The organism is Pseudomonas mandelii (assembly GCF_006438925.1).
In the GTDB taxonomy this organism is placed as follows: Bacteria; Pseudomonadota; Gammaproteobacteria; order Pseudomonadales; family Pseudomonadaceae; genus Aquipseudomonas; species Aquipseudomonas mandelii_C.
The window spans coordinates 669206-695826 of sequence record NZ_RCZA01000002.1; the positions used below are offsets into that span (position 1 = coordinate 669206).

Below are 26621 nucleotides of genomic sequence, written 5' to 3' on the forward strand. Positions count from 1 at the left end.
GATTGAAAGCATGCGTGCCATAGCTGAGTTCATCATGCGCGGCCGTATGCAGGCCACTCTGGTAGTGGCTGGATGCGCAACATTGCCGTTGTTGTATTGGTTGGGTGCTGCCGCGGGTTGCCTTGTGCTCCTGCGGCGCGGATTGAAGGACGCCCTGGGCGTTCTTGCTCTGGGACTGCTGCCGGCGTTGATCTGGTGGCTTTACTCCGATGACCCACGGGCACTTCTGGTGCTGCTGGGGTCTTGGAGCCTTGCGTTGGTTTTGCGCGCAAGCGAATCCTGGAACCGCGTGCTGCTGGTCAGCATAGCGATGGGAGTGGTGTTTTCAGTGGTGCTGGGGACGGCTTTTGGTCCCCAAATCGAGATGCTGGCGCAGGCTTTGATAAAAGTCATGCCGTCGCTACTCGGTGATGTCTACCAGAAGTTGTCGGTAGACGAGCAAGCGCATTTTGCGTCCCTGATCGCACCGGTCCTGACCGGCCTGATTGCGGCCTTGTTGCAAATCGTCAGTGTGCTGAGCCTGCTTGTCGGGCGCTACTGGCAGGCGTTGTTGTACAACCCGGGTGGTTTTGGTCGCGAGTTTCGCGCCATCCGATTCCCGCTGGGTCTGGCGATGTTACTGCTGGCGTTCATGCTTCTGGGGCCGAACATCGGTCCGCAGATGGCCATGTTGACGCCGTTGTGCAGTGTACCGCTGGTGTTCGCCGGGCTGGCCCTGATTCACGGGCTGGTGGCGCAAAAGCGACTGGCCAGGTTTTGGCTGGTGGGGTTGTACGTCACGCTGTTGCTGTTCATGCAGCTGATCTATCCGTTGCTGGTGGTCTTGGCCATCGTCGACAGCCTGATTGATTTTCGCGGTCGTTCGACGCCGAAAGACGTCGATAGCGCGAACGGTGAAGGTTAAAAGTTAAGAGGATTTTCACATGCAACTGATCCTTCTGGAAAAAGTCACCAACCTGGGCAACCTGGGTGACAAAGTGAACGTTAAGGCTGGTTACGGTCGTAACTACCTGCTGCCTTACGGCAAAGCTACCGCTGCGACCGCTGCCAACCTGGCTGCGTTCGAAGAGCGTCGCGCTGAGCTGGAAAAAGCCGCAGCAGATCGTAAAACTTCGGCTGAAAGCCGCGCTGCCCAACTGGCTGAGCTGGAAGTGACTATCACTGCCACCGCTGGCGACGAAGGCAAGCTGTTCGGTTCGATCGGTACTCACGACATCGCTGATGCACTGACCGCCTCTGGCGTTGAAGTTGCAAAAAGCGAAGTTCGTCTGCCGAACGGCACTATCCGCAACGTAGGCGAATTCGACGTAGCCGTGCACCTGCACGCCGAAGTTGAAGCCACCGTACGCGTTGTCGTGGTAGCAGCTTAAGCAGCACTTGTCGGCTGGCACCCTCGGGTGCTTGCCGGTAACATCGGGCACGATCCTGTTTACAGGTCGTGCCCTTTGTCTTTCTGCAGTTCCTGATTTTCACAAAACTATTCAAGTGGCTATGAACGATATCTCCGCTCCTGAGCAATACGATCTGCAAACCGCTGCCCTGAAGGTGCCGCCGCATTCCATCGAGGCCGAACAGGCCGTGCTCGGTGGTTTGATGCTGGACAACAACGCCTGGGAACGCGTGCTCGATCAAGTTTCGGACGGCGATTTCTATCGACATGACCACCGCCTGATCTTCCGTGCGATCGCCAAGCTCGCCGACCAGAACTCGCCGATCGACGTCGTGACCCTTGCCGAGCAATTGGACAAGGAAGGTCAGACCTCGCAAGTCGGCGGCCTCGGATACCTTGGCGAACTGGCGAAAAACACGCCGTCTGTCGCCAACATCAAGGCCTATGCGCAGATCGTCCGCGCACGAGCAACCTTGCGGCAGTTGATCGGCATCGCCACCGAAATCGCCGACAGCGCCTTCAACCCGGAAGGTCGCTCGGCTGAAGAAATTCTCGACGAAGCCGAACGGCAGATTTTTCAGATCGCCGAGGCCCGGCCAAAAACCGGCGGCCCGGTGAGCGTGAATGACCTGTTGACCAAGGCCATCGACCGCATCGACACCTTGTTCAACACTGACAACGCCATTACCGGCCTGTCCACCGGTTATACCGATCTCGACGGTATGACCAGCGGCCTGCAACCGTCTGACCTGATCATCGTCGCCGGTCGTCCATCCATGGGTAAAACCACCTTTGCGATGAACCTGGTGGAAAACGCCGTGCTGCGCAGCGACAAGTGCGTATTGGTTTACTCGCTGGAGATGCCAGGCGAATCGCTGATCATGCGTATGTTGTCGTCCCTCGGCCGGATCGATCAGACCAAGGTTCGTGCCGGTCGCCTGGAAGACGACGATTGGCCGCGCCTGACATCGGCGGTCAACTTGCTCAACGATCGCAAGCTGTTCATTGACGATACGGCCGGTATCAGCCCGTCGGAAATGCGCGCACGGACCCGGCGTCTGGTGCGTGAGCATGGCGAGGTTGGCCTGATCATGATCGACTACCTGCAACTGATGCAGATTCCAGGTTCCAGTGGCGACAACCGGACCAATGAGATTTCCGAGATCTCCCGTTCCTTGAAGGCTCTGGCCAAGGAATTCAACTGCCCGGTGGTGGCGCTGTCACAGCTCAACCGTTCCCTGGAGCAGCGACCGAACAAACGCCCGATCAACTCCGACCTCCGGGAATCCGGAGCGATCGAGCAGGATGCTGACGTGATCATGTTCGTGTACCGGGACGAGGTGTATCACCCGGAAACCGAGCACAAAGGCATCGCCGAGATCATCATCGGCAAGCAGCGGAACGGCCCGATCGGTACGTCACGACTGGCGTTCATCGGTAAGTACACCCGCTTCGAAAACCTGGCGCCGGGCAGCTACAACTTCGACGACGAGTAACAACCTGTGGGAGCGAGCTTGCTCGCGATGGTGGTGGATCAGTCAACGTCAATGTCGACTGACACACCGCTATCGCGAGCAAGCTCGCTCCCACATAATTTCCGACCATAGCGGTCGGAATTGGTTATTTTTTGTGCTATATTCCGCGCCCGCGATTTTTCATCTCAACACCGGTCATCGTCATGCAAACAGCCAAGCCGTTATTTGACTATCCCAAGTACTGGGCCGAATGTTTCGGTCCAGCGCCATTCCTGCCGATGAGCAGGGAGGAGATGGATCAGCTTGGCTGGGATTCATGCGACATCATCATCGTCACCGGTGATGCGTACGTTGACCATCCGTCGTTCGGCATGGCAATCATCGGCCGGCTGCTGGAGTCGCAAGGCTTCCGCGTCGGGATCATTGCCCAGCCAAACTGGCAGTCCAAAGACGACTTCATGAAGCTCGGCGAGCCGAACCTGTTTTTCGGCGTCGCGGCCGGCAACATGGATTCGATGATCAACCGCTACACCGCCGACAAAAAAATCCGCTCCGATGACGCCTACACCCCCGGTGGCCTGGCGGGCAAACGTCCGGACCGCGCGAGCCTGGTTTACAGCCAGCGTTGCAAGGAAGCCTACAAGAACGTGCCGATCGTTCTCGGTGGCATCGAAGCTTCCCTGCGCCGCATCGCCCACTACGATTACTGGCAGGACCGGGTTCGCAACTCGATCCTGATCGACGCCAGCGCCGACATCCTGCTCTACGGCAACGCCGAGCGTGCAATTGTCGAAGTCGCCCAGCGTCTGTCCTACGGTCACAAGATCGAAGACATTACCGACGTGCGCGGTACCGCGTTCATTCGTCGCGATACGCCGAAAGACTGGTACGAAGTCGATTCCACGCGCATCGACCGTCCGGGCAAGGTCGACAAGATCATCAACCCGTACGTCAACACCCAGGACACCCAGGCCTGCGCCATCGAGCAGGAAAAGGGTGCGACTTTTTCAAGTGCAGAAGACCCGAGCGAAGCCAAGGTCGTGCAGATTCTGGCCAGTCCGAAGATGACTCGCGACAAGACCGTGATTCGTCTGCCTTCAGTTGAGAAAGTCCGCGGTGATGCGGTTCTTTATGCTCACGCCAACCGCGTGCTTCACCTGGAAACCAACCCGGGCAACGCCCGTGCGCTGGTACAGAAGCACGGCGAAGTCGACGTCTGGTTCAACCCGCCTCCAATTCCGATGACCACTGAAGAAATGGACTACGTGTTCGGCATGCCCTATGCGCGTGTTCCGCACCCGGCGTACGGCAAGGAAAAAATCCCTGCCTACGACATGATCCGCTTCTCGGTGAACATCATGCGTGGCTGCTTCGGTGGCTGCACCTTCTGCTCGATCACCGAGCACGAAGGCCGGATCATCCAGAACCGTTCCGAAGAGTCGATCATTCGCGAAATCGAAGAGATCCGCGACAAGGTCCCCGGCTTCACCGGCGTCATTTCCGACCTCGGCGGCCCGACCGCGAACATGTACCGCATCGCCTGCAAGACCCCGGAAATCGAATCCGCGTGCCGCAAGCCTTCGTGCGTGTTCCCGGGCATTTGCCCGAACCTGAACACCGATCACTCGTCGCTGATTCAGCTGTATCGCAGCGCCCGAGCCTTGCCGGGTGTGAAGAAGATCCTGATCGCTTCCGGTCTGCGCTACGACCTCGCGGTCGAGTCGCCGGAATACGTCAAAGAACTGGTGACCCACCACGTCGGTGGTTACCTGAAGATCGCCCCGGAGCACACCGAGGAAGGTCCGCTCAATCAGATGATGAAACCGGGCATCGGCAGCTATGACAAGTTCAAGCGCATGTTCGAGAAGTACTCCAAGGAAGCCGGGAAAGAGCAGTACCTGATTCCGTACTTCATCGCCGCTCACCCGGGCACCACCGACGAAGACATGATGAACCTGGCCCTGTGGCTCAAGGGCAACGGCTTCCGTGCCGACCAGGTGCAAGCGTTCTACCCGTCGCCAATGGCCACCGCTACGGCGATGTACCACTCGGGCAAGAACCCGCTGCGCAAAGTCACTTACAAGAGTGACGCCGTGACCATCGTCAAGAGCGAAGAGCAGCGTCGTCTGCACAAGGCGTTCTTGCGTTATCACGACCCCAAAGGCTGGCCGATGCTGCGTGAAGCGCTGACCCGCATGGGCCGCGCCGACCTGATCGGGCCGGGTAAGAATCAGTTGATCCCGCTGCACCAGCCGGCGACCGACAGCTACCAGAGCGCCCGTCGCAAGAACTCGACGCCGGCCGGCAGCCATAAAGTGGCCGGGGAAAAGATCACCAAGATCCTGACCCAGCACACTGGCTTGCCACCGCGCGCCAGCGATGGCGGCAACCCGTGGGACAAGCGTGAACAGGCCAAGGCAGCGGCGTTCGCCCGCAACCAGCAGGCAGCCAAGGATCGCAAGGATGCGGCCAAAGGCAAAGGACCGAAGCCTGCGCGCAAGCCGGTTGTACCGCGCTAAGGCTCGCTTGAACTGAACAGAACGCCAACCTTCGGGTTGGCGTTTTGCGTTTCTGCGCCACGGAATCAGGGGCGCCGGGTCGGAAGCTGGGTTGGGGCAACCGGCCTCTTCGCGGGCAAGCCCGCTCCCACAGTGTTTGTATGTCGTATCCAAATCCAGCGTACACAGCAGATTCCCTGTGGGAGCGGGCTTGCTCGCGAAGAGGCCGGTACAGCCGCAGCACATTCTGGCTGACAACCCACCGGCCGCAACATTTCCGTGCATCTCCCCCTAACCAAATTCCCGCATCGCCCGATTTTGGTGCTGTACTGCCTCAAGCAACCGGAGAAAGCGCCAGCGCTGCTGGATGGCATAAGTCTTGCGCGCTTTCGATAACGCTTAAGGCTCGCAGGAGGCACGCCGTGTCGATTCATGTCGCATTGCACCACGTCACGCATTACCGCTACGACCGCGCCGTCGAGCTCGGTCCACAGATCGTTCGCCTGCGCCCGGCGGCCCACAGTCGCACGCGGATACTGTCCTACGCGCTGAAAGTGTCGCCCGAGCAGCACTTCATCAACTGGCAGCAAGACCCCCAGGGCAATTACCTGGCGCGGTTGGTGTTCCCGGAAAAAACCGATGAGCTGCGGATCGAAGTCGATCTGCTGGCAGAGATGGCGGTCTTCAATCCGTTCGACTTCTTCCTTGAACCCTACGCGGAAAAGATTCCGTTCGCCTACGCCGCGGATGAGCGCAAAGAGCTGGCGCCGTACCTGGAAACCTTGCCCCTGACGCCGAAATTCAAGGCGTACCTGGATGGCATCGACCGCACGCCACTGCCTAGCGTCGATTTCCTCGTCGCACTCAACCAGCGTCTGAGCGAAGACATTGGCTACCTGATCCGCATGGAGCCAGGTGTGCAAACGCCCGAACACACCTTGGAACATGCCTCCGGTTCCTGCCGCGACTCTGCGTGGTTACTCGTGCAGCTGTTGCGCAACCTCGGTCTGGCGGCGCGTTTCGTCTCCGGCTACCTGATTCAACTGACCGCCGACGTCAAAAGCCTCGACGGCCCGTCGGGCACTGACGTGGACTTCACCGACCTGCACGCCTGGTGTGAGGTCTATTTGCCCGGTGCCGGCTGGATCGGCCTGGACGCGACGTCAGGGCTGTTTGCCGGTGAAGGACACATTCCGTTGGCCTGTAGTCCCGATCCGGGCTCTGCGGCACCGATCAGTGGCTTGGTTGAACCGTGCGAGTGCGAATTCACCCACGAAATGTCGGTGGAGCGGATTTGGGAAGCACCGCGGGTGACAAAGCCCTACAGCGAAGATCAATGGCTGGCGATCCAGGCGTTGGGTCGGCAGATCGATGCTGACCTGTTGGAGGGTGACGTACGCCTGACCATGGGCGGCGAACCGACGTTTGTGTCCATCGATGATCCGGACGGCGCCGAGTGGAACACTGCTGCGCTCGGGCCGGACAAGCGGCGTCTGTCCGCCGAACTGTTCCAGCGCATGCGCAAGCACTACGCCCCCAATGGTCTGGTGCATTTCGGTCAAGGCAAGTGGTACCCCGGCGAGCAATTGCCGCGCTGGTCGCTGAACTGTTACTGGCGCCGCGACGATGTACCGATCTGGCACAACAGCGCGCTGATTGCTGATGAGCAGGAAGACTACGGTGCCAATGGAGAGTTGGCCGGACGCTTTCTGGCGAGTGTCGCCGAACGCCTGAAAATTCCGACACGTTTTGTATTTCCGGCCTACGAAGACAATTTCTATTACCTCTGGCGCGAAGGCACTTTGCCGCAGAACGTCAGCGCCGAAGACTCGCGTCTTGAAGAGCCTCTGGAGCGTGCACGCCTGCGCAAAGTCTTCAGCCAGGGGCTGGACAAAGTCATCGGCCAGGTCCTGCCGCTGGCGCGCACCGCCAAGGGTGATCAGTGGCAAAGCGGACGCTGGTATCTGCGCGACGAGCATTGCCGACTGGTGCCAGGGGACTCGCCGCTGGGCTACCGCTTGCCGCTTGGCTCGCAGCCTTGGGTGAAAGCGGCGGAGTACCCGTTTATTCATCCTGTGGACCCGAATCAGGATTTCCCCGCACTGCCCGACACTGCACAACTTCAGAGCCAAGGCGAGCCTGCGGTTGCTGATGAACGCACGCCGAAGCTCGATGAATCCGCCGACTGGCTGACCCGCACGGCGTTCTGTGCGGAGGCGCGAGAAGGGCGGTTGTACCTGTTCATGCCGCCGCTGGAGCGGGTCGAGGATTATCTGGAACTGGTCAGCGCCATCGAAGCCACCGCCGAGGAATTGCATTGCCCGGTGTTGCTGGAAGGCTATGAGCCGCCGAGCGATCCGCGCCTGAGCAACTTCCGCATCACGCCCGATCCGGGAGTGATCGAGGTCAATGTGCAACCGTCCGCCACGTGGGATGAGTTGGTCGAACGCACCGAGTTTCTTTACGAAGAGGCACGCCAGACCCGACTGACGACCGAGAAATTCATGATCGACGGCCGGCACACCGGCACCGGCGGCGGTAACCATTTCGTACTGGGTGGCGCGACACCGGCTGACTCACCGTTTCTGCGCCGTCCCGATCTGCTGCGCAGCCTGATCAGCTACTGGCATAACCACCCGTCCTTGTCCTACCTGTTTTCCGGATTATTCATCGGCCCGACGTCTCAGGCGCCACGGGTTGATGAGGCGCGCAATGATGCGTTGTATGAACTGGAAATCGCCTTCGCCCAGATGCCTGAACCGGGTGAGGAGTGCGCGCCGTGGCTGGTGGATCGGCTGCTGCGTAACTTGCTGATCGACGTGACCGGCAACACGCACCGTGCCGAGTTCTGCATAGACAAGCTTTATTCACCGGATGGCGCGACGGGGCGTCTGGGGTTGCTTGAATTGCGCGCCTTTGAAATGCCGCCCCATGCGCGCATGAGTCTCGCGCAGCAGTTGTTGTTGCGGGCGTTGGTGGCGCGGTTCTGGCGCGAGCCCTATGCACCGCCGAAGCTGGCGCGCTGGGGCACCGAACTACACGACCGGTTCCTGTTGCCGCACTTTATCGAACAGGATTTCGCCGACGTCATCGTGGACCTCAATGCCGCCGGTTATCCCGTGCGCGCAGAGTGGTTTGCGGCGCATCTGGAGTTCCGTTTTCCCAAGGTCGGCGATTACGCCGTCAGCGGGATCGAGCTGGAATTACGTCAGGCGCTGGAGCCCTGGCATGTGCTGGGCGAAGAGGGCGCGGTCGGCGGCACGGTGCGTTATGTGGATTCGTCGCTGGAACGCTTGCAGGTCAAACTCACGGGCCTGCCGCCGCAGCGTTATCTTCTGACCTGCAATGGCATCCCGGTGCCATTGCAACCCACCGGGCGGGTCGGCGAGTTTGTCGCTGGTGTGCGCTTCCGCGCCTGGCAACCGGCCAACTGCCTGCAGCCGACCATCCCGGTCCACGCGCCGCTGGTGTTCGACCTGCTCGACACCTGGATGCAGCGCTCGCTGGGTGGCTGCCAGTACCACGTCGCCCATTCGGGAGGGCGCAACTACGACAGCTTGCCGGTGAACGCCAATGAGGCGGAGAGCCGGCGGATGGCGCGTTTCTTCCGCATCGGACATACGCCAGGGAAACTTCCTATACCCAATATGGAAATTAACGACGAGCTACCGATGACTCTCGATTTACGACGTTTCTAAACCGTACGCGACGCTCGGATTTTTCGTATATCCGGGCGTCATGAGCCTGCGTTAGTCTGACCGTTCTTTGCTGTCTGCCGAGCTTTCCATGCCTGACCTGCTTGACCGCTACCCGCTGACGGCGGGCACTTATCACGAACTGCTCGACGACAGCGGCGCGGTGCGCCCGCACTGGCGTCGGTTGTTCGACCAATTACAGCGCAGCACACCAACGCAATTGGTGCAGCGTCAGGCGCTGCTGACTCGGCAGATCCAGGAAAACGGCGTGACTTACAACGTCTACGCCGACCCTAAGGGGGCCGATCGGCCGTGGGAGCTCGATCTGTTGCCGCACGTGATTGCTGCGGATGAATGGCAGCAGTTATCAGCCGGGATCGCCCAGCGGGCACGCTTGCTCAATGCTGTGCTGGCAGATTTGTACGGCCCGCAACGGTTGATTGCTGAGGGTCTGCTGCCTGCTGAGCTGGTCTTCGGCCACAACAACTTCCTCTGGCCCTGTCAGGGCATCACGCCGCCCGACGGGGCTTTTCTGCATCTGTACGCCGTGGATCTGGCGCGTACACCCGACGGTCGCTGGTGGGTCACGGCGGATCGGACGCAAGCACCGTCCGGCGCCGGTTATGCGCTGGAAAACCGCACCATCGTGTCCCGGGCCTTTCCCGAGTTGTACCGCGATTTGAAAGTGCAGCACCTGGCCGGGTTCTTCCGCACGCTTCAGGAAACCCTGGCCCGTCAGGCGCCGAGTGATGACGAAGCGCCGCTGATCGTGCTGCTGACACCGGGACGTTTCAACGAAAGCTATTTCGAGCACCTCTATCTGGCGCGTCAGCTCGGTTACCCACTGGTAGAGGGCGGCGACCTGACCGTCCGGGATGCCACGGTTTACCTGAAAACCTTGAGCGGACTGCGTCGGGTCCACGCGATCATGCGGCGGCTCGACGATGACTTCTGCGATCCGCTGGAGCTGCGCACTGACTCGGCCCTTGGCGTGCCGGGATTGCTGGAAGCGGTACGCCGAGGGCGAGTGCTGGTGGCCAACGCCCTCGGCAGCGGCGTGCTGGAGTCGCCGGGATTGTTGGGCTTCCTGCCGAAGATCAATCAATTCCTGTTCGGCGAAGAACTGATTCTGCCCTCCATCGCGACCTGGTGGTGCGGTGAAGCACCGGTGCTGGCTCAGGCCCTGGAAAAATTGCCGGAGTTGTTGATCAAACCGGCTTTCCCGTCACAGAGCTTTACTCCGGTATTTGGTCGCGATTTGAGTGAAAAACAGCGTCAGGAACTGGCTGAGCGCATGCAGGCCCGGCCTTACGCCTATGTCGCACAAGAATTGGCTCAACTCTCTCAAGCCCCGATCTGGCAGGCTGAAGACGGTCATCTGCAACCTCGGGCTATCGGCATGCGCGTGTACGCAGTGGCCAGTCGTGAGGGTTATCGGGTTCTGCCCGGCGGCCTTACCCGGGTCGCCGCCGAGGCTGACGCCGAAGTGGTGTCGATGCAGCGCGGTGGCGCGAGCAAAGACACCTGGGTGCTGGGCGATCGCCCGCCGAGCGGTGAGCAATGGAAAACCCAGCGTACGATCGGTGTGCACGATCTGGTAAGACGGGATCCGTACCTGCCGTCGCGGGTGGTGGAAAACCTGTTCTGGTTCGGCCGTTATTGCGAACGCTGTGATGACAGCGCGCGGTTGCTGCGAATCATGCTGGCGCGTTATGTCGATGGCGATGACCCGCAAGCCCTTGAGGCAGCGGTCGATCTGGGCGAACGGTTGATGTTGTTACCCGATGAAGGCGAGTTGCCGGAGCGTTTGCTGGCGGCACTGCTCGGCGACGACTGGTCGTTCAGCCTGCGCTCCAACCTGCAGCGTTTGCAGTGGGCGGCCTCGCAGGTGCGCGGCAAGCTCTCGCGGGAAAACTGGCAAGCGCTGGTGGAGCTGCAGCGCGAGGCCTTGGAGCTGGAAGCCGAAGAGCCGGATTTCGGCGAATTGCTGGATTTCCTCAACCGTCTGGTGATGTCCCTGGCGGCATTATCCGGCTTCGCCCTCGACGACATGACCCGGGACGAAGGCTGGCGCTTCCTGATGATCGGCCGCCGGATCGAACGCCTGCAATTTCTCAGCGCCAGCCTGGCGGCATTTCTGCGCGGGGCCGTTGCTTTCGATCAGGCCGGACTGGAATGGCTGCTGGAACTGGGCAACAGCAGCATCACTTACCGATCGCGGTATCTGGCAGTGGCGCAATTGATTCCGGTGCTTGACCTGTTGCTGCTCGACGAGCAGAACCCCCACGCCGTGCTGTTTCAGTTGAAATTGGTGACTCGAACCTTGAAACGCTTGAATGACGACTTCGGCGTGCCTCGCGAAGCGGGGTTGCCGCAGTTGGTGGAACGCTTGGCACGGTTCGATCTGGGATGCCTGGAGAACCCGCTGTTCGGCGCAGCCAGCGTTCGGGCGGCCATTGAGGGGCTGGCCGATCTGTTGCAAGAGATCGCCGACGCCAGCGGGCAAGTGTCGGATCGTCTGGCCTTGCGCCATTTCGCCCATGTCGATGACGTCAGCCAGCGCACGGTGTCCGTCTGATGAGCGCCCATTACCAGATTCTCCACGACACCCATTATCACTACGACAGCCCGGTGTCCCTGGCTCAGCAGCTCGCGCACCTGTGGCCGCGTGCATGTGCCTGGCAGCGCTGCACCGAGCAGCAATTGCAGATCAGCCCCGACCCGACGACCCGCCGCGATGAACTGGATGTGTTCGGTAATCCGTTGACCCGGTTGGCGTTCGAGCGGCCGCATGATGAATTGCTGGTCAATGCCCGGCTCACCGTCGAAGTGCTGGCCCGGCCTGCACTGGATTTCAATCAATCCCCTGCGTGGGAAGAAACCTGTAACGCGCTGACTTACAGCAGTCAGCCGCTTTCCCCCGAATTGCTGGAAGCGTGTCGTTACCGGTTCGAATCACCCTACGTGCATTTGAAGCGCAACTTCGTCGAGTTTTCCGAAAGCTGTTTTCCATCGGGTCGTCCGCTGCTGTTGGGTGTTCAGGCGCTGATGGAGAAGATCTTCAGCGAATTCACCTTCGACGCCGAGGCGACCCAAGTGGCGACGCCGCTCGTGGAAGTGCTGGAGCGCCGGCGCGGTGTTTGTCAGGACTTCGCTCACCTGATGCTCGCCTGCGTACGCTCCCGTGGGTTGGCGGCGCGGTACATCAGTGGCTACCTGCTGACCCAGCCACCACCGGGCCAGCCGCGACTGATCGGCGCCGATGCATCCCATGCCTGGGTTTCAGTGTTTTGCCCGGTGCTCGGTTGGGTGGATTTCGACCCGACCAACAAAGTCCAGCCGGCGCTGGAACACATCACCTTGGCCTGGGGCCGGGATTTTTCCGATGTATCGCCGTTGCGCGGGGTGATTTTGGGTGGTGGCAGTCATGATCCCGAAGTCCGCGTCACAGTGATGCCACTGGAGTAATGAAAATCCAATGTGGGTAGTGTGCAGTGCTTTCTGGAGGGGTATTTCAGATTGGCCTGTGAGGGTCAGCAACATCGTTGCTGACCCTGGACACAGATCCGGTGGGCCTGATCAGATCATCGGGCCCTGAGGGTCTCAGGCGTCGGGCGCCTGATCTTTCGGTGCTTCAACAGCGTCTTCTGCGGCCACTTCACCTTCTGCATCCGGGTTCAGTGCGGCGGCTTCTTCTTCAGCTGTAGCTTTCTTGCGCTGAAGCTTTTCCTCTTTCTTCTGCTCCTTGGCCAAGTCTCTCTGACGTTTGGCGAAGGAATAATTGGGTTTAGCCATGGGCGATCCTCTGGGGTCGAAGGTGAGGTTGAGCGGCGCGTATTCTGCCCTGTATCGATGCCCAGCCGTTAGCTGGGTTTTTGCTCGATCCACTTTGGCACCACTGTCGGCTGCCAGGCATCCAGTTCATCAAGCAGGTTTTGCGGCGATTCGCTCACTTGCAGCATGTCACGGTGCGGTTCGCGAACGAAGCCTTCGCCGACGATATGATCGAGAAAAGACGTCAATTTGCTGTAGAAACCGTTCACTTCCAGCAGCCCCAGCGGTTTGCCGTGGTAGCCGAGCTGGCCCCAGGTCCAGACTTCGAACAGTTCTTCCAGTGTACCCAGGCCGCCGGGCAGCGCGATAAAGGCGTCACTGAGCTCGGCCATCCGCGCCTTGCGCGCATGCATGCCGTCGACCACTTCCAGACGAGTCAGGCCGCTGTGACCGATTTCTTTGTCTTTGAGGCTTTGCGGGATGATCCCGATCACTTCACCACCGGCCGCCAGCGCAGCATCGGCGACGATGCCCATCAGCCCGACGGCGCCGCCGCCATAGACCAGAGTCAGCTTACGCTCGGCCAATGCTCGCCCCAAGGCGACAGCCGCTTCACGATAAGCCGGGTTGGTACCAGTGCTGGCACCGCAAAATACACAAACGGACGCTAAAGACATGCCTTACTCCATGGTCAGGATGGCCACAGAGTAAAGGCAGGCGTGCGGCGTTCCAAGGTCTACACTTCGCGTTCAGGTGTTTCACAGGTTCCGCTGGCGCCACAGGCGTAGGCGGCGAGCAGACTGCGCAACAGGCTGTTAAGGGACATGACTGACGCTCCAGATGGGTGAGGACGACCTGATGATAGGGCCGCCCCAGACGTCTGGCTGGTAGATTGTTTCGATAGGTGTCATAGCCCGAAAGTTGTATACAATTTTTGATTCAGGTCATAGGAACTTGCGAAGTTTTCAGGCAGTCTTCTGTCCATTCGCACTTTTGTTAACCCTGCCTTGGAGATTCACCATGTTTGCCAAACTTGTTGCAGTATCCCTGCTGACACTGGCCAGCAGCCAATTGATGGCTGCCGAGTGCAAGGTCACTGTCGACTCGACTGACCAGATGTCCTTCGATACCAAGGAAATCAGCATCGACAAGAGCTGCAAGACGTTCACCGTGGAGCTGAAACACTCCGGCAACCTGCCGAAAAACGTCATGGGTCATAACTGGGTGCTGAGCAAAACAGCTGATATGCAGCCAATTGCTACCGATGGTCTGAGTGCAGGTATCGAGAAGAACTACCTGAAAGAAGGTGATGCCCGCATTATCGCGCATACCAAAATCATTGGTGCTGGCGAAACGGATTCGGTGACCTTCGACATCTCGAAACTGGCTGCTGGCGAAAGCTACGGCTTCTTCTGCTCGTTCCCTGGCCACATCTCGATGATGAAAGGCGCTGTTGTCCTGAAGTAATCGAATCGAGCTCGTAAAAAAAGCGTCCACATGGGACGCTTTTTTTGTTTATTTATTGGCCAACGCAAATCCGTCAACGCCAATCCCTGTAGGAGCTGTCGAGTGAAACGAGGCTGCGATCTTTTGACTTTGATTTTTAAGATCAAGATCAAAAGATCGCAGCCTCGTTTCACTCGACAGCTCCTACAGGCTCCTTCAGGCGCCCATGGGGGTGAAATCAAGGCGCAAACGGCATCACTCGCTTGTGATGAGTTTTTTTATACGTGTCACAAATGATCTTGAACGCTTCCTCACGCACCGGCTCACCGTGCAAAAACGCGTCGATCTCGGCATAGGTCACGCCGTGGGACGCTTCGTCCGGTTTGCCGGGCGACAGGTCTTCAAGGTCGGCCGTCGGGACTTTTTCCACCAGTGATTCCGGAGCGCCGAAGCTGCGGGCGATGTTCCGGACCTGGTTTTTCACCAGGCCGCTCAGCGGCGCCAGGTCGCAAGCGCCGTCACCGAACTTGGTGAAGAAACCCATCACCGCTTCCGCCGCGTGGTCAGTGCCGATCACCAGGCCGTGGGCTGCGCCGGCGATGGTGTATTGGGCAACCATGCGCATCCGCGCCTTGGTGTTGCCGAGCACGAAATCCACCGAGACGGCATGCTTGCCTTCAAAGGCGGCTACTTCACTGGCCAGGGCTTTGACCGCCGGGCCGATGTTCACGGTGTGGCGCTCGTCCGGGGCGATGAAATCCACCGAGGCCTGGGCATCGTGTTCGTCGAACTGGGTTTCGTACGGCAAGCGCACGGCGATGAACTTATAGCTGTTGTCGCCTGTGCGGGTGCGCAGTTCGCGCATCGCACGCTGGGCCAGCAGGCCGGCGGTCAGGGAATCGACGCCGCCACTGATGCCGAGCACCAGGGTCTTGAGCCCGGAATTGACCAGGCAGTCCTGGATGAAGGTAATCCGCCGGGCGACTTCAGCCTCGAGGGCGGCCTGGTCGGCGAACGGCGGCTGGACCTTGAGCTGTTCAGCAATCTCACGCTGTTCGGCTTGCATGAATTCACTCCTTGCTTGATGTGCTTGATGTGCTTGATGTGCTGGAAAGGGCGGCAGGTACTTTGAAAACGTGTCGCAAATAGGCGACAAAATTCGGGTCTTTGCAGTGAGTCTTGCCAGGCTCATCGGAAATCTTTGCCACGGGCTGGCCGTTGCAGGCGGCCATTTTAAGCACGATGCTCATCGGTTCAACACCCGGGATATCGCACGTCAGGTTGGTGCCGATGCCAAAGCTGACATTGATCCGACCGCGCAACGCCCGGAATATTTCCAGAGACTTGGGCAGCGTCAGGCTGTCGGAGAACACCAGCGTCTTGCTCATCGGGTCGATGCCGAGCTTGTGGTAGTGGGCGATGGCTTTTTCCGCCCAGAGCACCGGATCACCGGAATCATGGCGCAGGCCGTCAAACAGCTTGGCGAAGTACAGGTCGAAATCGTTGAGAAAGGCATCCGTGGTGATGCAGTCGGTGAGGGCAATCCCCAACAGGCCGCGGTACTCACGGACCCAGCAATCGAGGGCGGCAATCTGACTGTCGATCAGCCGGGGGCCGAGTTGCTGATGGGCCATGATCCATTCGTGGGCCATGGTGCCCAACGGCTTCATGTCCAGCTCCCGTGAAAGGTGCACGTTGCTGGTGCCGACAAAACGACCGGGGAAATCGTGCTTGAGCACGTTCACCACTTCTTCCTGCACGCGGTACGAGAAACGACGACGAGTGCCGAAATCGGCGACCTGCAATTCGGACAATTCCTCCGCGCTGGCGTTGGCGGTGAGCCAGTCGAACTTGCGGTAGAGCTGCTCACGCGCCTGTTCCAGGACGACTTCACGGTAGCGATACCGGTTGCGCACTTCGCTGACGATGGACAGCAGCGGCACTTCGAACAGGATTACGTGCAGCCATGGCCCGCGCAGGCGGATGAACAGTTCGCCGTTTTCGATACCGGTGTGGACGTAGCGCAGATTGAAGCGGAACAACCCGAGAAAGCGCAGGAAGTCCGGTTTCATGAAGCTGATGCGCTCCATGAAACTCAACTGGTCCGCGCTCAGGCTCAATTCGGCAAGGCGCTCGATCTGGAAACGGATTTCCGCGAGGTACGGGCGCAAATCTTCACTGTTACGGCAACGAAACTCCCATTCGACTTCCACGTTCGGGTAGTTGTGCAGCACCGCCTGCATCATCGTCAGTTTGTAGAAGTCGGTGTCGAGCAGGTTCTGCACGATGCGATCGCCAAACACGCTCTCGCTCATAACGGGGTTCTCCAGGCTGGCCGCGGCCCGTGGCAGCGACGTTGCAGCTGTTTCAATGAATGGGGCTAGTGGCGCATATCAACGGCAGGTATTGCCAGCGATTTTTTAAACCGCCACGGTTTACTGTGGGAGCGAGCCTGCTCGCGAAAGCGGTCTTTCAGTCACATCTATGTTGAATGTGCCGCCGTCTTCGCGAGCAGGCTCGCTCCCACAGGTATTGTGGTGTAACCCTAAATTTGCGGTATCTCCGGGCTATCAATCTGCTCCAGCATCCACTTCACAAAATCCCGCACTTTCGGCACCTCCGCCGAATGCTCCGGATACGCCAGGTAATAGGCATCGGTGCTGGGCTGCGCGTGCTGCCAAGGTATGACCAGTTTGCCGTCGGCCAATTCCTCTTCCACCAGAAACCGTGGCAACAGCGCCACTCCGCAGCCGACCTGGGCTGCGCGGATGCACATGTAAAAGGTTTCAAAACGCGGGCCGTGGTAGCTGTGTTCGGTGTGGTAGCCCTGACTGTCGAACCAGTCGTGCCAGGCCTGGGGCCGGGAGGCGTTTTGCAGCAGGACCAGGTCGGTGAGTTGCGTAGGATCGGTGAACGGCGTGTCCGGCAGGCTGCCCGGTGCGCAGACCGGCACCAGCTCTTCGCCGAACAGCTTCAGGCATTCAGTGCCGGGTCGTGAGCCCTGGCCGAAATAAAACGCCAGGTCGCTGCGACCCTGCAACAGATCGTCGGCTTCCTGTTCGCTGCACAGGTCCAGATGGATCGAGGGATGGCGCAGACGCCAGCCTTTCAAGCGTGGCACTAGCCAGCGCGCGCCGAAGGTCGGAGGCGTCGAGACGCGCAGGACTTCGGTTTCACCGCCGTAGGAGCGCAGGTAGTGGGTCGACATCTCGACCTGCGTGAGGATTTTTCGTACCTCCACCAGGTACAAATCACCGGCCGGAGTCATTTGCAGGCGTCGACGCACCCGGCGGAACAGCAGGTGCTGCAATAATTCTTCGAGTTGCGCGACCTGTTTGCTGACAGCGCTCTGGGTCAGGTTCAGCTCTTCCGCCGCCCGGGTGAAGCTCAAATGCCGGGTTACGGCCTCAAAACACTGCAGCGCGGTGATCGACGGCAAGTAGCGTTTATTCAGCATGGGTTGTCCTTTTTCTTGTTTCTTTCTTACCAGCAATTCGCAGCATGAATAAACGGAATGATATCTCTCTTAAAGGTCGTTTGTTGGGTAACGTCGGGAGCGCTAAAACTACAGGCCTCACCAGCCGAATTAATCCGGCTGCACGTTTTCTGTTTTTCGCTTGAGGAGTGACCCATGGTTGCCGCATTGCTTGATCGTCTTGGTGTGAACCCGGCCCTGTACCAGAACGGCAAAGTGCCGGTGCATTCGCCGATCGATGGCAGCCAGATCGCCGCCGTGAACTGGGAAGGCGCCGCTGAAGTCGAGCAGCACATCAGTCGTGCAGATCATGCGTTCGAATTGTGGCGCAAGGTTCCGGCCCCGCGCCGTGGCGAACTGGTTCGCCAACTGGGCGATATCCTGCGCGAATACAAGGCCGACCTCGGCGAGCTGGTGTCCTGGGAGGCCGGCAAGATCACTCAGGAAGGTCTGGGTGAAGTTCAGGAAATGATCGACATCTGCGATTTCGCCGTCGGCCTGTCCCGTCAGCTGTACGGTTTGACCATCGCTTCCGAGCGTCCTGGCCACCACATGCGCGAAACCTGGCACCCGCTGGGCGTCGTTGGCGTCATCAGTGCGTTCAACTTCCCGGTTGCGGTCTGGGCCTGGAACACTGCGCTGGCGCTGGTTTGTGGTAACCCGGTGATCTGGAAACCGTCGGAGAAAACCCCGCTGACCGCCCTGGCCTGCCAGGCGCTGTTCGACCGCGTACTGAAGAACTTCAGCGACGCGCCGCCGCACCTGAGCCAAGTCATCATCGGCGGTCGCGATGCCGGCGAAGCCTTGGTCGATGACCCGCGTGTCGCGCTGATCAGCGCCACCGGCAGCACCCGCATGGGCCGCGAAGTGGCACCGAAAATCGCCGCACGTTTCGCTCGCAGCATTCTGGAACTGGGCGGTAACAACGCAATGATCCTCGGCCCAAGCGCCGACCTGGACATGGCCGTACGAGCCATCCTGTTCAGCGCCGTCGGCACTGCCGGTCAGCGTTGCACTACATTGCGTCGCTTGATTGCCCATGAATCGGTGAAAGAAGAAATCGTCACCCGCCTGAAAGCCGCGTACTCCAAAGTGCGCATCGGCAATCCGCTGGAAGGCAACCTGATCGGTCCACTGATCGACAAACACAGTTTCGAAAACATGCAGGACGCGCTTGAGCAGGCCTTGAGCGAAGGTGGCCGGGTGTTCGGCGGCAAGCGCCAACTGGAAGACAAATTCCCTAACGCGTATTACGTCTCGCCGGCCATCGTTGAAATGCCGGAACAGAGCGATGTGGTTTGCCACGAAACCTTCGCGCCGATTCTGTACGTGGTCGGTTACAAGGATTTTGACGAGGCGCTGCGCCTGAACAACGCTGTGCCACAAGGCTTGTCGTCGTGCATTTTCACCACTGACGTGCGTGAAGCCGAGCAGTTCATGTCGGCGGTGGGCAGTGACTGCGGCATCGCCAACGTCAACATCGGCCCGAGCGGCGCGGAAATCGGCGGGGCGTTTGGCGGTGAGAAAGAAACGGGCGGCGGTCGTGAATCCGGTTCCGATGCATGGCGCGGCTACATGCGCCGTCAGACGAATACCGTGAACTATTCGCTGGAGTTGCCGTTGGCTCAGGGCATTACGTTCGACTAAATCGCAAGTAGTGCAGTGATTCCCTCTGTGGGAGCGAGCCTGCTCGCGAATGCGGTCTGGCAGTCACATCAATGTTAGATGTGTCGCCGTCTTCGCGAGCAGGCTCGCTCCCACATTGGAATGTGTGTGTTGGTTAGGTTTCTGTTGGAGTCTGGCAATGCCGTTACGCGAAGAGTGTCTGTGGGAAAAACTGACGCCGCAAAGGCCTGACAACGCGGCGCTCAAGGGCGAAGTAAAGGTCGATGTCTGCGTCATCGGTGCCGGTTTCACCGGTCTGTCGGCGGCGGTGCATCTGCTGGAAAAAGGCAAAAGCGTCTGTGTACTGGAAGCCCATCGCGCCGGTCATGGCGGATCGGGGCGCAACGTCGGGCTGGTCAATGCCGGGATGTGGATTCCACCGGACGAGATCGAAGCCGGTTTTGGCGAGGCGGTCGGCAGTCAGCTTAATCGCATGCTCGGTGCGGCACCGTCCCTGGTGTTCAGCCTTGTGGATAAGTACAACATCGATTGCCAGTTACGCCGTGAAGGCACGCTGCACATGGCGCACAACGCCCGTGGCGAAGCGGACTTGCGCAGTCGTGAAGAACAATGGAAACGTCGCGGCGCGCCGGTGGAGCTGCTGACCGGTCAAGCCTGCGAACAAGCGACGGGCACCAAAAAGATTGCCGCTGCGCTGCTTGATCGACGTGCCGGCACAATCAACCCAATGGCTTACACGACGGGGCTGGCCAAAGCGGCCATCGGCCTCGGCGGTCAGTTGTTCGATCATTCCCCGGTGACCCGACTCGAACGTCAGGGCCAGCGCTGGTCGGTACAAACCGCTCAGGGTTCGGTGCTTGCGGAACAAGTCGTGATTGCCTCTAACGCTTACACCGAAGGTGACTGGACGGAATTGCGGCGCAACTTCTTCCCCGGTTATTACTATCAAGTGGCGTCGGTCCCGCTGACCGAAGAGGCTGCGCAGCAAATTCTCCCGGGTGGCCAGGGTTCATGGGACACCCGCCAGGTCCTCAGCAGTGTTCGTCGGGATAAGGATGGCCGTCTGCTGCTCGGCAGTCTCGGCAATGGCAATCAGAAACCGACCTGGTTTCTCAAAGCTTGGGCCGACCGGGTTCAGCAGCACTACTTTCCTTATCTCAAACCGGTGGAATGGGAGTGCACCTGGACCGGTTGCATCGCCTTCACCCCCGATCATTTGATGCGTTTGTTCGAGCCGGCGCCCGGTTTAGTGGCAGTCACCGGTTACAACGGCCGGGGCGTCACTACTGGCACCGTCGTCGGCAAAGCCTTTGCCGATTATCTGTGTAACGGAAATCCTCAAGCGCTACCGATTCCCTTCGCACCCATGCAGCCGTTGGCGGGTGTGGGATTGCGCAGCTGTCTGTACGAGGCCGGATTCTCGCTGTATCACGCAGGCCAGTGCCTGCGGATCGTTATCTGATTGTTGAAATTTGTTGCTGAAAGCGGCGCTTTTTCGCGCAGCGACTAGCCTGTAAAAGGTGCGGGTTGTAGCAGTTGCGCACCAGCAGTGTGCACTTCGGTGACGCTCGCTGTTACAGGCTGGTTGCACGTCGTTTGGCGCCGCGGTTGCAATGATGGCGCGTGCGGGTTGCGCCTTTAAAAATAAATGGTTTCACCTCCCGCGGTTTAGACGGTTGCACGCCCAATGAAAATGGGATCGAAACAGTCGAAATAACAATAAAGCAGCGACTTTTTTCAGAATAAAAAACCGATGGCACGGCCCTTGCTCTGAGCATTCAGGAAGTCGCAGTGCCAACTAAAAAAAAACCTTGGAGCACCACCTCATGTCCCAGACGTTTTACAAAAAAGGCTTTTTGGCCCTCGCAGTGGCAACTGCGTTGGGTGTTTCTGCGTTTGCACAGGCCGATGTGAAAATCGGTGTGGCGGGACCGATGACAGGCGCCAACGCGGCATTTGGCGAGCAGTACATGAAGGGTGCACAGGCTGCGGCCGATGCGGTCAACGCAGCGGGCGGCGTAAACGGGGAAAAAATCGTACTGGTCAAAGGCGATGACGCCTGCGAACCGAAACAGGCTGTGACGGTCGCCAAGGACCTGACCAACCAGAAAGTCGCTGGCGTAGTCGGTCACTTCTGCTCCTCTTCGACTATCCCGGCTTCGGAGATCTACGACGAAGCGGGCATCATCGCGATCACTCCAGGCTCCACCAACCCACAAGTTACCGAACGCGGCCTGAGCGCCATGTTCCGTATGTGCGGTCGTGACGACCAGCAAGGCATCGTCGCCGGCGACTACATCGTCGACGTGCTCAAGGGCAAGAAAGTCGTGGTCCTGCACGACAAAGACACCTACGGCCAAGGTCTGGCGGACGCCACCAAGGCACAACTGGTCAAGCGCGGCGTAACGCCAGTGTTGTACGAAGGCCTGACCCGCGGCGAGAAAGATTTCAGCGCCGTGGTGACCAAGATCCGTGCGGCCGGTGCCGACGTGGTCTACTTCGGCGGCTTGCACCCGGAAGCCGGTCCACTGGTTCGCCAACTGCGTGAACAAGGCCTCAAAGACGTCAAGTTCATGTCCGATGACGGCATCGTGACCGACGAGCTGGTGACCACCGCAGGTGGCCCGCAAAACGTTGACGGCGTGTACATGACCTTCGGCGCCGACCCGCGCCTGCTGCCGGACAGCAAGACGGTCGTGGATGAGTTCCGCAAAAAAGGCACCGAGCCTGAAGGCTACACCTTGTATGCCTACGCTTCGGTCCAGACCCTGGCAGCTGCTTTCAACGGCGCCAAGTCCAACAAGGGTGAAGACGCCGCAAAATGGCTGAAATCGCACCCGGTCAAAACCGTGATGGGCGAGAAGACCTGGGACGCCAAGGGCGACCTGAAAGTCTCCGACTACGTGGTTTACCAGTGGGACAAGGACGGCAAATACCACCAACTGGAAAAACAGAAGTGATATGAACTGCTGATCTGCCCGGTGCCTGGTGCGCCGGGCAGATCAATCAACATGTCCGTGCAGTACCTGTCTTTTCTCGTAGAGCTGCACACAACCGTGTTGCGCCGGCGGCTGAACCCCGGTCCGTTGCAACCCGCTTCTGTGCAGTCTCTCAAATGCGTGAGATTGCGTTATGGATGGTATTTTCCTGCAGCAACTGGTCAACGGCCTGACCCTCGGGTCGGTCTATGGCCTGATCGCCATCGGCTACACAATGGTCTATGGCATCATCGGCATGATCAACTTCGCCCACGGCGAGGTTTACATGATTTCCGCTTACCTCGCGGCAATCAGTCTGGCTCTGCTGGCTTACTTCGGTATTGAATCCTTCCCTCTGCTGATGCTCGGCACACTGGTCTTCACCATCGTCGTCACGGCGGTGTATGGCTGGGTCATCGAGCGCGTCGCCTACAAACCGTTGCGCAACTCCACACGACTGGCACCGCTGATCAGCGCCATCGGTATTTCGCTGATCCTGCAAAACTATGCACAGATCGCCCAGGGCGCCCGTCAACAAGGCGTACCCACACTGCTTACCGGTGCATGGCGAGTTGAAGTCGGAACCGGCTTCGTCCAGCTCACCTACACCAAGATCTTCATTCTGGTCGCCGCGTTTGTCGGGATGGGCCTGCTGACCTACGTCATCAAGTACACCAAGCTCGGCCGCATGTGCCGCGCGACCCAGCAAGACCGCAAGATGGCTTCGATCCTGGGGATCAACACCGACCGGGTGATTTCCTATGTGTTCATCATCGGTGCAGCGATGGCGGCCCTGGCCGGCGTACTGATCACCATGAACTACGGCACGTTCGACTTCTACGCAGGGTTTGTCATCGGCATCAAAGCGTTCACCGCCGCGGTACTCGGCGGGATCGGTTCGCTGCCTGGCGCCATGCTTGGCGGGATTATTCTGGGGATCTCCGAATCACTGTTCTCAGGTCTGGTGAACTCGGACTACAAAGACGTTTTCAGCTTCTCGCTGCTCGTTCTTGTTCTGGTCTTTCGGCCTCAAGGCCTGCTCGGCCGTCCTCTTGTGTCGAAGGTGTAAGCGATGTCTTCAACCACTAAAAAAACCATTGATCTCAAAAGAAGCCTGGTTGACGCGATTCTTGCCGGCCTTGTGGCCCTGATTGTGTTCGGCCCGATTGTCGGCATCGTCCTCGACGGCTACGGCTTCAACCTGCAGCCGACACGCGTGGCGTGGATTGTCGCCATCGTCATGGCCGGCCGCTTTGCCTTGAGCCTGTTCCTGCAAACCCCCAAGGGTCTGAGAATTCTTGAAGGCTTTGAAAGCACCGGCTCCGGGGTTCATGTACTGCCGCCTGATTACAAATCCCGGTTGCGCTGGATCATCCCGCTGTTGATCGTCGTTGCCGTGGTGTTCCCGTTTTTCTCCAACTCCTACCTGCTGGGTGTGGTCATCCTCGGGCTGATCTACGTACTGCTGGGTCTGGGCCTGAACATCGTGGTCGGTCTGGCCGGTCTGCTCGACCTGGGTTACGTGGCGTTCTACGCCATCGGTGCCTACGGACTGGCGCTCGGTTACCAATACCTCGGTCTGGGCTTCTGGACGGTGCTGCCGCTGGCGGCGATCACCGCTGGCCTTGCCGGTTGCATCCTCGGTTTCCCGGTGCTGCGCCTGCACGGTGACTATCTGGCGATCGTGACCCTGGGCTTCGGTGAAATCATCCGGTTGATCCTCAATAACTGGCTGTCCCTGACCGGCGGCCCGAATGGCATGGCCGCTCCATTGCCAACCTTCTTCGGCATCGAGTTCGGCAAAAGGGCGAAAGAGGGCGGGGTGCCGTTCCATGAGTTCTTCGGCATCGCCTACAACCCGGATGTGAAGTATTACTTCATCTACGCGGTGTTGTTCCTGGTGGTATTGGCTGTGCTGTACATCAAGCACCGCCTGACTCGCATGCCGGTCGGTCGCGCCTGGGAAGCCTTGCGTGAAGATGAAATCGCTTGCCGCTCCATGGGCCTGAACCATGTTTTGGTGAAGCTCTCGGCGTTCACCATCGGTGCATCGACGGCCGGGCTGGCCGGTGTGTTCTTTGCCACCTACCAAGGCTTCGTCAACCCGACCTCGTTCACCTTCTTCGAATCGGCATTGATCCTCGCCATCGTGGTACTCGGCGGCATGGGCTCGACCATCGGCGTGGTGATTGCGGCGTTCGTGCTGACCGTCGCCCCGGAACTGCTGCGGGGGTTCGCGGAATACCGCGTGCTGCTGTTCGGCGTCCTGATGGTGTTGATGATGATCTGGCGACCGCGCGGCCTGATTCGGATCAGCCGTACCGGTGTGACCCCGCGTAAAGGAGTAGCGCCATGAGCGAAGTCGTACTCTCGGTCGAGAAGCTGATGATGCACTTCGGCGGCATCAAGGCGTTGAACGATGTCAGCCTGAAGGTCAAACGCAACTCGATCTTCGCCCTGATCGGCCCCAATGGCGCCGGCAAGACCACCGTGTTCAACTGCCTGACCGGGTTCTACAAGGCCTCGGGCGGCAAGATCGAACTCAATGTGCGTGGCGAGAAAACCAATGTCATCCAGCTGTTGGGTGAGTCGTTTAAACCGGTCGATTTCGTCTCGCCGAAATCCTTCGCCACTCGGCTGTTTTACAAAATGTTCGGCGGCACCCATTTGGTGAACCGTGCCGGCCTGGCGCGGACTTTCCAGAACATTCGCCTGTTCAAGGAAATGTCGGTGCTGGAAAACCTGCTGGTGGCTCAACACATGTGGGTCAACCGCAACATGCTGGCCGGCATCCTCAACACCAAGGGTTATCGCAAAGCCGAAAGCGATGCGCTGGACCACGCGTTCTACTGGCTGGAAGTGGTGGACCTGGTGGACTGCGCCAACCGTCTGGCCGGTGAGCTGTCCTACGGCCAGCAGCGTCGTCTGGAGATCGCACGGGCCATGTGCACCCGGCCGCAGATCATCTGCCTCGACGAACCGGCCGCCGGCCTCAACCCTCAGGAAACCGAAGCGCTGAGCGCGATGATCCGGCTGCTGCGCGACGAGCACGATCTGACCGTGGTGCTGATCGAACACGACATGGGCATGGTAATGAGCATTTCCGACCACATCGTGGTGCTGGACCACGGCATCGTCATCGCCGAGGGCGGCCCCGACGACATCCGACACGATCCGAAAGTGATTGCGGCCTACCTGGGCGCTGATGAAGAGGAAGTGGCGCTATGAGTCAACCCATCCTCGAACTCAAGGAACTGGACGTGTTTTACGGGCCGATCCAGGCCCTGAAGAAAGTCTCGCTGCACATCAACGAAGGCGAAACCGTCAGCCTGATCGGCTCCAACGGCGCCGGCAAGTCGACCCTGCTGATGTCTATTTTCGGTCAACCCCGGGCGGCTGATGGGCAGATTAACTATCAGGGTGTGGATATCACCCACAAATCGTCGCACTACATCGCGTCCCACGGCATCGCCCAATCGCCGGAAGGTCGGCGGGTATTCCCCGACATGACCGTCGAGGAAAACCTGCTGATGGGCACCATCCCGATTGGCGACAAGTACGCCAAGGAAGACATGCAACGCATGTTCGAGCTGTTTCCGCGGCTCGAAGAGCGTCGTACCCAGCGGGCCATGACCATGTCTGGCGGCGAGCAGCAAATGCTCGCCATCGCTCGGGCGCTGATGAGTCGGCCGAAACTGCTGTTGCTCGATGAGCCGAGCCTGGGATTGGCACCGATCGTGGTGAAGCAGATTTTCGCGACCCTGCGGGAACTGGCCAAAACCGGCATGACCATCTTCCTGGTGGAGCAGAACGCCAACCACGCCCTCAAACTGTCCGACCGGGCGTACGTGATGGTCAACGGCGAGATCCGCCTCACGGGCACCGGCAAGGAGCTGCTGGTTAACGAGGAAGTGCGTAACGCCTATCTCGGCGGCCACTGAGTTCTGCGCTGCAACAACAAGCCCCGACGAGCAATCGCCGGGGCTTTTTTACACCTCCAAAACACCACAACCCCTGTGGGAGCGAGCTTGCTCGCGATAGCGTTGTATCAGTCACATCGATGTTGGATGTGCCACCGCTATCGCGAGCAAGCTCGCTCCCACAGGTGGCTGTGGTGAGCTTTCGGGAAATTGTGGAAAACAATATTCACAAGCTCTTAAAGCGCGACATAAAGCCGCTGCAAATAGTTGTTTTGTCACGGTTTTGACTTGTCCCCGTTTGCTGTGGAGCTGGCTGTGAATAACGTGGGAGTAGCTGGCTGAAG

Annotated in this window: 20 protein-coding genes; 15 read left to right on the forward strand and 5 right to left on the reverse strand. The window is 59.3% G+C overall.

The annotated features are described in order from the left end of the window. Nucleotides 1–10: 10 nt before the first annotated feature. From EAH74_RS06830 to EAH74_RS06860, 7 genes are all read left to right on the forward strand, one after another. Nucleotides 11–904, forward strand: coding sequence for a hypothetical protein (locus EAH74_RS06830; RefSeq protein ID WP_056746335.1), 894 nt, complete (start codon nt 11–13; stop codon nt 902–904). Nucleotides 905–923: 19 nt separating this feature from the next. Beyond that, entirely contained in the window at nt 924–1370 is a 447-nt protein-coding gene (gene rplI / locus EAH74_RS06835; protein ID WP_003197251.1) for a 50S ribosomal protein L9, read from the forward strand. Between the two features lie 121 nt (nt 1371–1491). Then, nucleotides 1492–2886, forward strand: coding sequence for a replicative DNA helicase (gene dnaB / locus EAH74_RS06840; RefSeq protein WP_140677215.1), 1395 nt, complete (start codon nt 1492–1494; stop codon nt 2884–2886). Nucleotides 2887–3068: 182 nt separating this feature from the next. Beyond that, nucleotides 3069–5384: a YgiQ family radical SAM protein gene (locus EAH74_RS06845; protein WP_140677217.1), complete on the forward strand. Its 2316-nt coding sequence runs from the start codon at nt 3069–3071 to the stop codon at nt 5382–5384. Between the two features lie 401 nt (nt 5385–5785). Further along, nucleotides 5786–9061 (forward strand): DUF2126 domain-containing protein, encoded by a 3276-nt coding sequence (locus tag EAH74_RS06850; RefSeq protein ID WP_140677219.1) that lies wholly within the window; start codon nt 5786–5788, stop codon nt 9059–9061. 88 nt (nt 9062–9149) lie between these two features. Next, a complete protein-coding gene (locus EAH74_RS06855) occupies nt 9150–11636 on the forward strand; it encodes a circularly permuted type 2 ATP-grasp protein (protein WP_140677221.1) in 2487 nt (828 codons plus the stop codon). Beyond that, the gene (locus EAH74_RS06860; RefSeq protein WP_140677223.1) at nt 11636–12526 is read left to right on the forward strand and encodes a transglutaminase family protein; all 891 of its coding nucleotides are present in this window, start codon (nt 11636–11638) and stop codon (nt 12524–12526) included. The genes EAH74_RS06855 and EAH74_RS06860 overlap by 1 nt, the downstream gene beginning before the upstream one ends. 135 nt (nt 12527–12661) lie before the next feature. On the opposite strand, the gene EAH74_RS06865 is transcribed toward EAH74_RS06860, so the two are convergent. Together EAH74_RS06865 and EAH74_RS06870 are read right to left on the reverse strand one after the other, a co-directional pair. Continuing rightward, nucleotides 12662–12853: a hypothetical protein gene (locus tag EAH74_RS06865; protein WP_008157021.1), complete on the reverse strand. Its 192-nt coding sequence runs from the start codon at nt 12851–12853 to the stop codon at nt 12662–12664. A 68-nt stretch (nt 12854–12921) separates the two neighbouring features. Further along, nucleotides 12922–13509 carry a TIGR00730 family Rossman fold protein gene (locus EAH74_RS06870; RefSeq protein ID WP_140677225.1) on the reverse strand — a complete coding sequence of 196 codons (588 nt, stop codon included), beginning with the start codon at nt 13507–13509 and terminating at the stop codon, nt 12922–12924. A gap of 343 nt (nt 13510–13852) precedes the next feature. Between EAH74_RS06870 and azu the strand changes: the two genes are divergently transcribed. Next, nucleotides 13853–14299 (forward strand): azurin, encoded by a 447-nt coding sequence (azu, locus tag EAH74_RS06875; protein WP_140677227.1) that lies wholly within the window; start codon nt 13853–13855, stop codon nt 14297–14299. Nucleotides 14300–14516: 217 nt separating this feature from the next. Here azu and nadE read toward each other — a convergent pair whose 3' ends face one another. The 3 genes from nadE to EAH74_RS06890 all read right to left on the reverse strand — a co-directional run bounded on the left by nadE (nt 14517) and on the right by EAH74_RS06890 (nt 17735). After that, a complete protein-coding gene (gene nadE, locus EAH74_RS06880; protein ID WP_123367629.1) occupies nt 14517–15344 on the reverse strand; it encodes an ammonia-dependent NAD(+) synthetase in 828 nt (275 codons plus the stop codon). Nucleotides 15345–15348: 4 nt separating this feature from the next. Continuing rightward, nucleotides 15349–16593: a nicotinate phosphoribosyltransferase gene (gene pncB, locus EAH74_RS06885; RefSeq protein ID WP_140677229.1), complete on the reverse strand. Its 1245-nt coding sequence runs from the start codon at nt 16591–16593 to the stop codon at nt 15349–15351. A 230-nt stretch (nt 16594–16823) separates the two neighbouring features. Next, nucleotides 16824–17735, reverse strand: a complete 912-nt coding sequence (locus tag EAH74_RS06890) for a LysR family transcriptional regulator (RefSeq protein WP_140677231.1) — start codon at nt 17733–17735, stop codon at nt 16824–16826. 174 nt (nt 17736–17909) lie between these two features. Between EAH74_RS06890 and amaB the strand changes: the two genes are divergently transcribed. The 7 genes from amaB (at nt 17910) to EAH74_RS06925 (ending at nt 26298) form a co-directional block, all read left to right on the forward strand. Next, nucleotides 17910–19400, forward strand: coding sequence for an L-piperidine-6-carboxylate dehydrogenase (gene amaB, locus EAH74_RS06895; protein WP_008153370.1), 1491 nt, complete (start codon nt 17910–17912; stop codon nt 19398–19400). 157 nt (nt 19401–19557) lie between these two features. Further along, nucleotides 19558–20841 carry an L-pipecolate oxidase gene (gene amaA / locus EAH74_RS06900; RefSeq protein WP_140677233.1) on the forward strand — a complete coding sequence of 428 codons (1284 nt, stop codon included), beginning with the start codon at nt 19558–19560 and terminating at the stop codon, nt 20839–20841. Nucleotides 20842–21205: 364 nt separating this feature from the next. Further along, nucleotides 21206–22339 carry a branched-chain amino acid ABC transporter substrate-binding protein gene (locus EAH74_RS06905; protein WP_123367625.1) on the forward strand — a complete coding sequence of 378 codons (1134 nt, stop codon included), beginning with the start codon at nt 21206–21208 and terminating at the stop codon, nt 22337–22339. Nucleotides 22340–22511: 172 nt separating this feature from the next. Continuing rightward, nucleotides 22512–23426, forward strand: a complete 915-nt coding sequence (locus EAH74_RS06910; protein WP_027921961.1) for an ABC transporter permease subunit — start codon at nt 22512–22514, stop codon at nt 23424–23426. Nucleotides 23427–23429: 3 nt separating this feature from the next. After that, on the forward strand, nt 23430–24713 hold the full coding sequence (gene livM, locus EAH74_RS06915; protein WP_123367624.1) for a high-affinity branched-chain amino acid ABC transporter permease LivM: 1284 nt from the start codon (nt 23430–23432) through the stop codon (nt 24711–24713). Continuing rightward, complete coding sequence (locus tag EAH74_RS06920) at nt 24710–25585, forward strand: ABC transporter ATP-binding protein (RefSeq protein ID WP_123367623.1); 876 nt, start codon at nt 24710–24712, stop codon at nt 25583–25585. The genes livM and EAH74_RS06920 overlap by 4 nt, the downstream gene beginning before the upstream one ends. Beyond that, nucleotides 25582–26298 carry an ABC transporter ATP-binding protein gene (locus EAH74_RS06925; protein ID WP_123367622.1) on the forward strand — a complete coding sequence of 239 codons (717 nt, stop codon included), beginning with the start codon at nt 25582–25584 and terminating at the stop codon, nt 26296–26298. Before EAH74_RS06920 ends, EAH74_RS06925 begins: the two co-directional genes overlap by 4 nt. Nucleotides 26299–26621: the final 323 nt, after the last annotated feature.